This window comes from Streptomyces viridifaciens, from assembly GCF_001888885.2.
Taxonomy (GTDB): domain Bacteria; phylum Actinomycetota; class Actinomycetes; order Streptomycetales; family Streptomycetaceae; genus Kitasatospora; species Kitasatospora aureofaciens.
The window spans coordinates 1,714,876-1,727,327 of the sequence record NZ_CP090841.1 but is presented as its reverse complement, the minus strand read 5'-3'; the positions used below and the strand labels follow the sequence as shown (position 1 = coordinate 1,727,327).

The 12,452-nt window shown below is 67.0% G+C and carries 6 protein-coding genes; 1 reads left to right on the top strand and 5 read right to left on the bottom strand.

What is annotated here, in order from left to right; translation table 11 throughout:
• Nucleotides 1–22: 22 nt before the first annotated feature.
• Complete coding sequence (locus BOQ63_RS15160; RefSeq protein ID WP_318299363.1) at nt 23–1,144, top strand: Fic family protein; 1,122 nt, start codon at nt 23–25, stop codon at nt 1,142–1,144.
• 444 nt (nt 1,145–1,588) lie between these two features.
• Here BOQ63_RS15160 and BOQ63_RS15155 read toward each other — a convergent pair whose 3' ends face one another.
• The 5 genes from BOQ63_RS15155 to BOQ63_RS15135 all read right to left on the bottom strand — a co-directional run bounded on the left by BOQ63_RS15155 (nt 1,589) and on the right by BOQ63_RS15135 (nt 12,423).
• On the bottom strand, nt 1,589–3,733 hold the full coding sequence (locus BOQ63_RS15155) for a UvrD-helicase domain-containing protein (protein ID WP_072654446.1): 2,145 nt from the start codon (nt 3,731–3,733) through the stop codon (nt 1,589–1,591).
• Nucleotides 3,734–3,812: 79 nt separating this feature from the next.
• Nucleotides 3,813–5,405: a serine/threonine-protein kinase gene (locus BOQ63_RS15150; protein ID WP_072654445.1), complete on the bottom strand. Its 1,593-nt coding sequence runs from the start codon at nt 5,403–5,405 to the stop codon at nt 3,813–3,815.
• A 231-nt stretch (nt 5,406–5,636) separates the two neighbouring features.
• Nucleotides 5,637–7,775, bottom strand: a complete 2,139-nt coding sequence (locus BOQ63_RS15145; protein WP_072654444.1) for an AIPR family protein — start codon at nt 7,773–7,775, stop codon at nt 5,637–5,639.
• Nucleotides 7,776–7,978: 203 nt separating this feature from the next.
• A complete protein-coding gene (locus BOQ63_RS15140; protein WP_072654443.1) occupies nt 7,979–11,161 on the bottom strand; it encodes a type I restriction endonuclease subunit R in 3,183 nt (1,060 codons plus the stop codon).
• Nucleotides 11,158–12,423 (bottom strand): restriction endonuclease subunit S, encoded by a 1,266-nt coding sequence (locus tag BOQ63_RS15135; protein WP_167395740.1) that lies wholly within the window; start codon nt 12,421–12,423, stop codon nt 11,158–11,160. The genes BOQ63_RS15140 and BOQ63_RS15135 overlap by 4 nt, the downstream gene beginning before the upstream one ends.
• Nucleotides 12,424–12,452: the final 29 nt, after the last annotated feature.

Below are 12,452 nucleotides of genomic sequence, written 5' to 3'. Positions count from 1 at the left end.
TCATTGTTTCATGCTCTATGGTGTGCCCACGCTGCACGACATCGACCAGGCTGTTCTCGCAGAGATCGGAGAGGTGCGGGACCGGCTGCGCCTTCACCTGCGCACCCCGCGCCGCTGGGAAGGGCAGTTGCGCCGCAACCTCACGGCGCGGGCGATCGCCGGCTCGAACACGATCGAGGGCTACGCGGCGAGTGTCTCGGATGTCGAGGACATCATGGTCGGCGAGGCGCCGATCGACGCGAACGACACTGTCGCTGCCGAGATCGAGGGCTACCGGCAGGCGATGACCTACATCCAGCGCCTGGCCGAGGCCGGCAACGACTTCGCCTATAGCAAGGGCCTACTCAACTCGCTGCACTTCATGATGCAGGGCCACCACCTCCTCAAGCGGCCCGGCTGGTGGCGCTCGGGGCCCGTATACGTCACCTCGGCCGAGGATCCGACCATCGCCGCCTACACAGCCCCGGAGGTCGAGCAGGTGCCGGGTCTGACGGGCGAGTTGGTGGAGTGGCTGAACGAGCGCGACCTAGAGACGCCGGGCCTGGTGCGGGCGTCGATGGCGCACCTGAACCTTGTGGCGATCCACCCGTGGTCGGATGGCAACGGGCGGATGTCCCGCGCCCTACACACCCTGGTCCTGGCCCGCGAAGGCATCATGGCGCCGGAGTTCTCCAGCATTGAGGAATGGCTCGGTCGGGCCCGCAACACCTACCGCTACTACGACATCCTCGCCGAAGTCGGCGGCCCCGTCTGGAGCCCCGACCGCGACACCCTCCCCTGGGTCCGGTTCTGCCTGCGCGCCCACCACCAGCAGGCCCAGACCGTCGAGCGCCAGGTGAATACCACCCGCGAGGTCTGGACCGCCCTTGACGAAGCCGTAGAGCAGCGCGGCTGGCCTGACCGCATGCTCTACGCCCTTTACCCGGCCGCCATGAGCAACCGTGTCCGCCGCGCCACCTACCAGGCCGACGCCGAACTCAGCGAGCAGCAGGCCCAACGCGACATCCGCGAACTCGTCCGCGCCGGCTGGCTTGCTGCCCAGGGCGAAGCGCAGGGCCGCTACTATATGGCTGGCCCGGATCTCCCCGAGGAGCTCGCGCGCGGAATCCGCGAGCCCCGGCCGCTGCGCGACCCGTACGCGTAGCTGCGAAATGCCGCTCAGGCGAGACCTCGTCGAGACATCCGGCTGGCAGCCTCTGGGTAGAGACCTTCGCCCGCAGCGAACGGGTAGTCCGTTCTGGCGGGTCTGCGCTGCGCTCTGCGGCGTCCCAGACACGGGTGTCGCACTGGGGCCGTCCACCCGCCCGGTGAAGGTTGTCTGGTCTGGGCATCGGCCGAGCCTCCCGGTGGTCAGCGGGTGCCGGGGGCGGTTTCCTCATGTCGAGGTCCTACTGGAGGGGATACGGGTGCGATAGCTAATGCGGTATTCGTGGTCGAGGCGGTGTGGTTCGATACTCCGGACGGCTGTGGCCTTGTGGCAGCGTTGGCGGTAGGCGCTGTCGTCGGTGGTACTGCTGGAAGACTCGGGAGTGCGGTCGAGGTGGGCTTGCGTTCGCTTGAATCAGGCATGATGAGCGGACTGTACTGACTATCCTGCCCCGCAACCGGCCTCCACCAGGAAAGTACTCGGCTGTCCGGTCCACGAGACGTACAGGTCGTCCCGGGCCCGGGTGCAGGCGACGAACAGCAGGCAGCGCTCCGCGGCGAGGTCGGCCTCGTGCTGGAGCCGGTCGACCTCCTCCGGGGTGATGGCCGAAGGGTTCGGCAATGCGCGGTCGTTGACGCCGACGACGGCGGTGTAGCGGTACTCGAGCCCCTTGAACGCGTGCATGGTACCCACGTTGACCGCCTCGTCCGTGCGGATGGCTCCCGCACGGACCCGGCTGGCGGGGATCCCGGCCGCGATCAGGCGGTCCTTGGCCTTCTCGCAGGTCTTGTTGAACCGTGCACAGACTCCGATCTCCCCGTACGTGGCGCCGCTGTCCAACCACTCACGCACCTGCGCGACCAACGCGTCGAGTTCGGCCTCTTCCGTCTTCGCCGGGTGGACGCGCGGTCCGGAGCCGTGCAGGGCAGAGCTGTACCCGATCAGGGTGTCGTGCCGCCCACTGTCGGCCAGTTCGGCGTAGGGGCGGCCGAGCAGGAGTCCCGTCGTCCAGCTCAGGATTTCCTGGGTGGAACGGTAGTTCTTGCGCAGCTTGGTCGAACGGCCGGCGACGTTGATACCGAGGGACTTCAGTGACACCCGGTTGTCGTAGATCCGCTGGTGCGGGTCGCCTGCGATGAACAGGTCATCGGGGCGTCGCGGGACGGCCGCACGGAGCATCCGCCACTGGGCCGGGTGCAGGTCCTGGGCCTCGTCGATGACAACGTGCCGATAGCACGGCCCCTGCCGGGTCAGCAGGTCGGCGGCCTCCACACAGGTGCCGAGGTAGGTGCGCAGTCCGTCCTCGGCCAGGCGCCTGGTGAACTCCTCCACGGTCCGCCACACCAGCGGCCGGGCGGAGGGCGACAGCGCGCTGCCGCGGCCCCGGCGCTCGCAGCGTTCGTACTCCTCCCGGCTGTGGATGCCCTGGGCGAGGACGACGTGCTTGTACTCCTGGGCCAGGAACTGAGGGGTACCGGTGAAGCCGGTGGCTGCTGCGGCCTGCTCCCACCGTGCCGTCTCCTCGAACCCGGTGAGCGGTCGACGCGAGGTGTTGACCACGCGCCCGGCGAAGGCGTCGACGGTCACGACGTCCACCCGGTCGCGCAGGTCGGGGTCGTCGACGAGCAGGGAGAGCCCTTCGTTCAGGGAGTCCACGAGGGCGTTGGTGAAGGTGGTGAGCAGGATGCGGTCGCCGTCGCGCAGGTGCCGCAGCAGGTGCCGCACCCGGTGGAGGGCGACGACGGACTTTCCGGTTCCGGGCCCGCCGGTCACCTGCGCGGGGCCGGAGTACGACGGGCGGTAGGCGACCTTGTGCTGGGCCGGGTGAAGGAAGATCCGCCAGGCGGCGAACGGCTTGTCGAGGATGTCGCGCAGTTCGTCGGCGTCCGTGACGACGGCGATCCGGGTGCGGGTGTGTGCGATGGCGGTCGCGTAGTCGGTGGTGTCGACGGGATCCTGCGACGCCGCGTCGGCCGCCAGCGCCGGCACGACGACTTCCTGCCACGTCTGCTCGACGGTTGCCCCGAGGGCGAGGTGTTCCAGCACCTTGTACTGGTCCGGCGGGAAGAACCGCCCGAAGACGTCGAGCTGTTCCAGGTTGGTCAGCACACGCGCCTGGGTGAGGGTGGTCGCGTCGATGCCGAGAGCGGCCATCTCCCCGTCGGAGACCTTGGCGAAGAGCCGCTGCTCCTCCGCGGGCGCGATGCGCCGGTAGGTGGGGGTCAGCTCCTCCAGGGTGGCGATCTCACGGAGCTCCACGGCGCCGGTGACGGCGTTGATGGTTGCCTTCTGCTTCACTGCCCACTCGGTGGCGTCGTCGTGCGGGCCGACCCTGAGCAACACGAAGGTGTCCCCGGTCTCGGGCGCGAGGACCACGCCGCGGTATCCCTGGGTGATCCGGATGGTCCGGATCTGCCGGTCCCTGGCGCCCTTCAGGGATTCCAGCTTCAGGCCCGGGTCCTTGAAGAGCTGGTCGAGGGTGAGCCGCTCGAACTTCTCCCAGGCGTCGAACACGCCGTTCCTGACGTGCTTCTCAAGCTTCTCCAGCTGCTGACAGAAGGCTCTGTCGAGGGCGAGGTGCGGCATGACGGGATTCTAGGCCGGCGCGGCTCGGCAGCAAGGCCACGATCGTCCGTTCATCGGTTGTCGACCGAGCTTCTGCCGTTCACTCGTTGTCGAGTTCGCGGCGGAGCATGGCCAGGACCTCGGCGGCCTCGGCGGCGACGTCGTGGTGCGGGCCGTGGACGAGCACGACGTCCTCGTGCAGAGCCGCCAGACATGCCCGGGCCTCCTCCGGGCTGCCCTGACTGAGCAACAGCATGCCGATGTCACGGCGCAGTTCCACAGCCGCGTCGCTGACGTCGCTCTCGACGGCCCGCTCCACTTGGAGGACCGCCCGCAGCTCCGCCAACGCCTCGGTCACCTGCCCGAGTTCTCCGCAGCAGCGGGCGGCCTGGGCGCGGCAGTCGCGGGCGGCCTCACTGGTCGGCCCGTTGATGCGGCCGTACGCCTCGGTCAGCGCCTCGAACTCGGGCAGGGCCGCCCGGTGGTCGCCCGCCAGCTGCCGGCTGACCGCCCGACGGCGCCGCAACCGGAGGACGGCCTTGTTCTCGGCGCCCAGGGCTCGCGCCAGCGGCTCGATCATCTCGCCCGCGACCTCGGCGGCCTGCGTGTAGCGCTCCTCCTCCATGAGGGCGATGTAGTGCTCGTCGACCTCCCGCAGCTGGGCCCGCAGCTGCTCCCGCTCGGAGGGCGACACCATGTAGCCGTCGACCTGGCCGGGTGCCGCCGTGTCCGGGGCGACACGGAGACGGCCCTCGGCCCGAGCGCGGGGTGCGTAGGGGCGGCGGTAGAGTCCGGTCGGGTCCGGCGCTCCGGGCGGCCCGGCCTCCCCGAGGGCGGAGGACTCCCCCGGCACGGGCAGGAAAGGCATCAGCCGCTCGTACACCTCCTGCACGTCCACCGGTCGGCTCTCCGGGGTCTTGCGGAGCAGGTGCAGAACCAACGCCTCCAACTCCTCCGGGACGTCGGCGCGCAGGCCACGCAGCGGAGTGGGCGCGGTCCGGACGTGCTGGTCCATCAGCTCGAAGTCACTGTGCGAACTGAACAGTGGCTTGCCGCAGAGGAGTTCGTGGAGCACGCAGCCGAGGGCGTAGAGGTCGGTGCGCGGGGTGACCCGGGTGCCGCGCACCTGCTCGGGCGACATGTACTGGTGGGTGCCGATGGGCCGGCCCGAGGCTGTCAGCCTGGTGACGTCGGACTGCAGGATCGCCGCGACCCCGAAGTCGAGGACCTTCACCGTACCGTCCCGCGCGACCAGGATGTTGGACGGCTTGAGGTCGCGGTGCACCACGGGCACGTCGTGCGCGTAGGACAGCACGGTGGCGACCTGCGCGGCGACCGCCACCGCCCAGCTGACGGGAAGGGGCCGCTCCTCATGCACGTACCGGGTGAGGGGGACGCCCTCCACCAGCTCCATGACGAGGAACAGTTGCTCGTAGGTGCTGTCGAGGACGGCGTCGTACACCTGCGGCACGCCCGGGTGCTGGATGCGGGCGGTGATCCGTGCTTCGCGGCGGAAGCGTCTTTCGAGCTCCTCGGCCAGTCGGGGCGTGGCGGCGACGGCCTGCGGCCGGATCCGCTTCACGGCGACCGGTCGGTCCAGTACGGCGTCGTAGCCCCGCCACACATCGCCCATGCCGCCGTTGCCGAGGCGCTCCAGCAACTCGTAGCGGCCCGCGATCGGTTTGTCCGGCACCTGTCCCCGCCCCGCGTCCTGCACTTGCGCTCGCTCTTCTCCCTGAGCCCTGTCCGTCGCAGTGAGTTTCTCCGGAAGGAATCACTGCGTCCAGCCGACGGCCGAGAAGAAACCGCGGACGGCGCGTATTGCGCCAGTCCGAGTACTCGACCGGTCCCCACGCGGGCTCAGCCTTGTCGGCGTCACCAAGTGAGCTGTCGTGTCGCAGCTCGCGCCACGGCACGTGCGTGCTCACTCCTGTTCGGTCTGCTCATCGTGCAGTGCTCGTGCAAGATCGGAAAGAGTGTCGTTCGTACCGTCCAGCGTCCACCGTGCTGGTCCTTGCACTGCCACGGGGGCCTCCTGCCAGCCGGCGAGTTCGTACAGGTTGAGGACCAGGCGGGTCGGCGAATACGCCTTCCCGTCGACCGCCCATACGAGGCACCGTGTGCGGTCGTTCACCCAGGATGCTTCACCGCGTCGTGGGTCATCCGCGAGCCAAGGGGTGAGTGCCTCGATCTCGGGCTTGTTCCACAAACGTAGCCGGACAGGCGTCCCGTTCTTGATCCTTCCGTTGTCCACGAGGGTCGGCACGGCGTTGGGCCGACGTGGCCTGCGCTTGCTCTCCTTGGTGGCCTTGTAGATCGCCGGCAGGTCGGGGATGACTCCCTCACGTTCGGCGTCGCGCAGCACCAGCTCCGCAAGCCGCTTGCAGCGCCCGGCGTCAGTCAGTGTCCCACTCAGGAAGGAGGTGGGTCCGTACTCGGCGTCGATGTGGTGGATCAACCAGGACAGGACCCGATTGGTGAGTGCAGGCACCTCCTGCAGTGCCGTGTTCCAGTCGAAATCCGGATCGTCGATGCGATCCTGATCGAGAAGCTGAAAGACCAGATGGGTGAGGAGCAGGTCGCCCCGCTGACTCACGTCGGCGGCGCGCTTCTGGAACCGCTTCCGTTCCTCGTTGAGAGCAGTACCCACGGCGCGGTGCACCAGTACCGTGCGCCAGATCTGGAAGGCGCTGGGGCGCTCTCCGAAGAGGCGGGGATAGGCACCTCTGCTCCCGCGCTCCCAGAGGAGGTCCGTGTCCCGCTTCGCACGCACGGCGAGCTCGGTGTTGCGATGCGCACAAGCCAGGGCAATGGCGGCGTGCACGACCGAACAACCCTCGTCCGGCGCTGGGTCGGGCTCCCCGCGCTTGAACACGTAGGACTTCTGAAGCGACAGCATGAAGTCTTCGCGGATCATCGCCTGTACCTCGTCCAAGGCGATGAAGTCGCGCTGCTCCACGTGGTTCTGCGTATTGGTCGTCTCGGTGATGCGCCGTGCGAGGTCCGGCACGTTCTTGTCGACAACGATCACCTTGACCGTGACCTCGGCGTCCTCCACCGCTTGGTGGGACGCTTCCATCGCGCGATGTGCCGCCGCGACGGTTTGTGCGCCGTTCACGACGCTGACGCCCGAGGCGTGCAAGTGCACCGGCTCGTCCGGACGGCGGCGTCCTGGCCACTCCTCTTCGAGGTGATCGCACAGCACCGTCACCCCGTTGTTGAAGAGCCAGAAGTTCTCCGGCTCATTCATCAGAGTGTTCAGCATTCCGGAGTTGACTCGCGTAGTACCGAGGGACTGGCGCAAGTTCTGCTCGTACAACCGGCTTTCATGCGCCTGGTACCACTCGGCCACATTGCTGGCCGGAACCGTGCCCTGGTAAGCGGTGAGTGGTGTGTTCCGCCGGAGCCAGTTCGTCATCCGCACGGTCACCCGCACAGGCTCGGGCGCGAGATCGCCACGGATCTGTCGGAGGAGGTCCGCAGCGTGGACTACGCGGTACTCAAGAACCGGTCCGAGGCCGTTGAACTCCTTCCGAGCGTCTTCGAGAACGTTGACGACTTCCGTGCTGAGGGTCCCCACACCCATGACGGCGATCACCAGAGTCACCTTCAGCCGGGCGTCGTGCATCGCTGCGTTGACACGAGCGGCGATCGGTTCCAGGCGGTCGTTGAATCGGTCGAAACTTCGCTGCTCGATGAGGCGGAGACCAGCGATGAGCTTGTGGGCCGCGTTGGTGTCGACCTTGCCCTTGCCCTCGTCACTCCACTTGGCTTGAACGAGCCAGACTTCCTGTGTGCCCTCGGTGACTGCTACGCCGTCGATGCCTTGATCGTCTTCGCCATCGATGACGGAGGCGCCGGCGGCCGCGTGATCGCAGCCTGTCACTTCGCGTACAGCAGCCGCCGTCAACGCACGGGAGAGGAACCGCTGTTCGTAACCCTGCTGGTCGTAGCCTTTCAGGTCCTCGTCGTAGATGAGCCCCTTGTACTGCTGCAGAAGCGCAGTGCGGATCTGGTGGATGCGGATAGGAGCGGTTGCGGCCCTGCGTTCTGCTTCTTCCAACTCTTTCCCCCAGCGCTGTGACCTGCGTCTCCGGACGCAGTCTAGGTCTTACCCGACGGTCCGCAGGCGAAGTTGGCGGATGTTGAAGTGCTCCCGGAGGGGCGGAGATCCACCGATCATCAGATGCGGCATGCTCTGTGGAGCCGGCCATGCTCGTCAGACGAGGTTGCGGTCCGACACCGATGATGCCGGACCGCAACCCGTCAGAAGTCGTCCAGCCCCTCCTCGCGGCGGATCATCCGCCAGGCGGCGCGGCGCGCACTGCGGTCGAGGTTGGACTTGAAGTCCCGGTCCGTCCCGAAGTAGCGCTTGCCGAGCGTGTCGATCGTGGAGACGTGGTCCATCATGTTTTCCTCGAACTTCTTGTCGAAGACGACGCCGAAGTTCTCCTCGTCGTTGACGAGGGCGGCGGCCCGGACCTTCGGGTCCTTCTTCGTCGCGTTGAAGGCCGGGAGGACGTCCTCCTCGGTGAACTCCGTGCCGAACTTCGCGTTGAACTTCTCGATCAGTTCGGACAGCAGCGACTTCTCGTCGTCCTTCCCGCCGCCGACTCCGTCGCCGAAACCCTTGAGCTCAGCGGGACCTTCGGGGAGCAGGGACTTGTCGTGCTCGCCGGTCTTCTCCACGCGCAGGTGGCTGAGGTCGACCTCGCCTATGTCGACGCCGCCGTCCGCGAGGCGGGGCAGCCGGTTGAGCAGGTATCGCCCGTACAGGTACAGGCGTTCCAGCTCGGCGTCCTGGTAGGGAACGATCTGCGCGAGGAACCCGTACTTGCGGACGTAGTCGTTGAGGTTGGCCCGGAACTCCTCGGCGGCCTCGACGTCGTCCTCCTCCCCGCTCTCCAGCAAAGTGCTGAAGCGGATGACGGCGGGGGAGAGCAGCCGGTACAGCTCGGCGTGCAGCTTCTCCCACTTGGCCTGGGACCCGCCGGCCTTCTCCTGCGCCTCGAAGTACGCGGCGACGAACTCGTCCATGTCCTGCTCCGAGACGATCGGCGCGGACATGACTCGGCTTTGAGCCGTGTAGAGGAGGTTCGGGTCGGAGGGCAGGGTGTGCGCCTCCTCGAAATACGGGCGGAAGGCGTCCTGGATGTCCTCGGCCTCGTTGACGAAATCCAGGACGGCCAGGTCGGCCTGCGACTTGCGGTCGGCGGTGCGGTTGAGGCGCGAGAGCGTCTGCACGGCGGCGATGCCGGTCAGCGTCTTGTTGACGTACATGGTGGTGAGGAGCGGCTGGTCGAAGCCGGTCTGGTACTTCTCTGCGACGACCAGGATCCGGTACTCCTGCTGCCCCTTGCCGCCGGCCTTCGCGGCCTTGTCGTCGGCACGGGTGTAGGCGAACGCCTTGGGCAGCGCGCTCTCCGACAGACCACCGTTCTCCTTGCTCTCGGTGGTCTCCTCGCCGTCGAGGGTGAGGGATCCGGAGAAGGCGACCAGAACACCGAGGTCCGGGTACCTGGTGTCGTACTCGCGGTCGGCGAGGTAGCTGCGGATGGCGCGGGCCATCTGCACGGCGGAGTGCCGGGACGCCGTGACGACCATAGCCTTGGCCCGTCCACCGAGCCGACCACGGGTGTGGGCGACGAAGTGCTCCACGATCACCTGGGCGTGCTGGGACACCGTGTGCTCGTGCATCAGCGCGAACCGGGCCAACAGGCTGTTCGCCTTGGAGGGGTCGACCTCCTTCTCGTCCCGGTTGAGGTTCGCGAGCTTCCAGTAGGTGTTGTAGGTGACGTAGTTGCGCAAGGGGTCGAGGATGAAGCCCTCTTCAATGGCCTGGCGCATGGAGTAGGTGTGGAAGGGACGGTAGACGGCCTTGCCGTCCTCCATGCCTTCCGTGCCGAAGAGTTCGAGCGTCTTGGCCTTGGGGGTGGCCGTGAAGGCGAAGTAGGAGAGGTTGGCGGCCTGGGAGCGCTCGACCGCCTTCGCCTTCAGCCTGTCGTCGAGGGTGACGGTGGTCGCGCCCTCGTCGTCCGAGTCGGCGTCCAGGCCGAGGTCGCGCAGGGCGGACTTCACGGCGGTGGCGGCGTCGCCGGACTGGGAGGAGTGCGCCTCGTCCACGATGATCGCGAAGCGGGTGCCCTTGATCTCGGTGGGATTGCGCTTGATGTAGTCCAGCAGTGCCGGGAACGAGTGCAGGGTGACCGTGACGATCTTCCCGGTGTCCCGGGAGAGGGCGCGGGCCAACTGCTCGCTCTTCGCCCCGTGCCTCTCGTCGACCTTCACGACCAGGCCGTCGGTCTGCGAGAAGCTACCGACCGTCTCCCGGAGTTGGGCATCCAGGTTACGACGGTCGGTGATGACGATGACCTTGTCGAAGACGGGCTCGCCGGGCTTGAGTCGGCCGGCGGCGACGGCCTCGGGGTCGAGGACGGCCGGGTCGGTGTCGGCGTGCAGATCACTCAGACGGTGAGAGAGCCAGCCGATGGTGTTCGACTTGCCGGAGCCCGCCGAGGCCATGATCAGGTAGTTCTGGCCCGCGCCGTGAGCGGCCGCGTGCGCGGTGAGCTTGCGGACCACGTCCCACTGGTGGAAGCGGGGGAAGATCGTCGATTTGGAAGTGCCGCCGCCGGGCGTCCTGTGCTTCTGCTGGTGCACGAAGCGCTGGAGGAGGTCGAGCCAGTTGTCGCGGTGCCAGACCTCCTCCCAGAGGTAGGAGGTGGCGTACCTGCCGTGGGTGGTGGGGGAGGGGTTTCCGGCACCACCGGGCTGGCCGGGGCCATGGGAGCCGGTGTTGAACGGCAGGAACCGGGTGCTCTTGCCGCGGAGCTGGGTGGTGACGAAGGCCAGGTCCGGGTCGACCGCGAAGTTGGCGATGACGCGGCGCGTGAAGATCAGCTCGGTCGGGTCGCGGTCGTCCCGATACTGATCCTTGGCCTGCTCGACGCCCTGACCGGTGAGCGGATTCTTCAACTCGGCGGTGGCGACCGGGATGCCGTTGAGGAACAGGGTCAGGTCGAGGCGGTGACCCCAGTCGGCCTGCTTGGTGGCGTAGGGGAGTTCCCGGACGACGGTGAGGCGGTTGGCCCGGTAGCCGTCGAGGACGGAGTCCGCGGAGATGAGGTTGGGCTTGAAGTAGGCGACACGGAGACGGACCCCGCGGTCCTTCACCCCGTTCCGGAGGACGTGGAGAAGGCCGTCGTCGGCGATGGCCCGGTCGAGGCGCTGCGCGAAGCCGCGCTGCGCCTCGTCGGGGTTGCCGCCGTAGACGGTGAGGAGGTCGTTCCACTCATCGGGCTGGGTGGCGCCGATGAACGTGAACAACTCGTTGGTGTCCAGGCCGAGGTCGGGCCGGTAGTCCTCCGGGTTCGCCTCCCGCCAGCCGCGCTCGCAGAGGGCGGCGACGATGGCGGAACCGAAGGAAGATTCGTCGTGCACGGGGCTCAAGCGGAGACTCCTTCGGTGACGTTGCGGCCGCTGGCGGTGGTGACATCGAACTGGCCGGTCACGGCGGCGGTGATGAGCGCCTGGCGGCGTTCGGCGAGGAGTTCGTCGCGGCGGACGAGAAGTGAGCTATGCACTCTGAGTTGCTGCTCTGCTTCGCTCAGCTCTGCGACAATCCTTTTTTGCGTTTCAGCATCAGGGACTGGTAGCGGTAGTTGCCGAATCAGCTCTTGGCTGAGGTTCGGTTGGCCCGCGCCCACTGCTTGAGTCACGATCCCTTCCTTGTGTGCGCGGAACCAGTAGTAGGCGAATTCTTCAGAAACGCGCCCCAGTGATGCCAGGGCGCAGCACGCTTGGTTCAGATAGGCGTCTATCTGTAGAACTCCGACACGCCCTTTCGTTGCTCCCTGTCCATACAGCGCGACGACGAGGGACCCGGTACGGCATACTTTCAGGGCAGAGAAGTCGGCTAGCGCTGCATCCGATAGGTGCTTGGCGGCGCACAGGATCGGCGCATCTTTGATGTCCGAACTGTTCACCCATGGATGCGGGCCGTCGAAGTAATCGGCACGGCCGGACGTAGGGGTCGTGCCGCTTGAGGTGGTGAACTCATAGCTGATGCGAGAAAGCCTCCACTGCCTGTTGATGCGTGGCATCCAGGGTGCTTTGGCTTCGATCCCGTATTCAGCTCCATCGGTGGTCAGCGAGCGCATCTGTTCGTTGAAACGCTCACGCACAAGCTCCATTTGTGTCTGTGTAAGTGAGCGGATCTGGTCGATACGGGCGGTTTCGGAGTCGAGGAAGTCGGCGATGCGGATCTGTGCTTCCCTGGGCGGAACCGGGATCGGAACTCCGGCGAGATCCTCCTTCGTGACGTGCACCATGCCGATCATGCCGCTGGTCAGGTGACGCTCGATCCAGTGCGTGGCCGCTTTGAGGGCCCAGTAGAGCCATCGAGGGTTGCAGCCGTGGACTCCCACCTTGAAGATGTGCTGGTTCAGGAAGTGCTTGCCGGGTTCTGTCCACAGGTACGGGCCGAACGAGGTCCCAGGGTTCCCCGACCAGGAGAACAGCAAGTCTCCTGCCTCCACGCTGTACTTGTCGGGGAGGGAGAGGCTGGAGCGATTGAAGTTGCGCGAACCGTTCAGGTTCTCGATCCGGATGATGGGGGTGCCCTCGTCGGAGCGGTCCGAGGAGTTGAACACGTAGCCGTTCGTGAGCGTGGCCAGGTACCTGAGGGGAACGACGGCCCAGGTGTCCGGCATGGCACCGCCACCGTACGGAAGCTGATCGT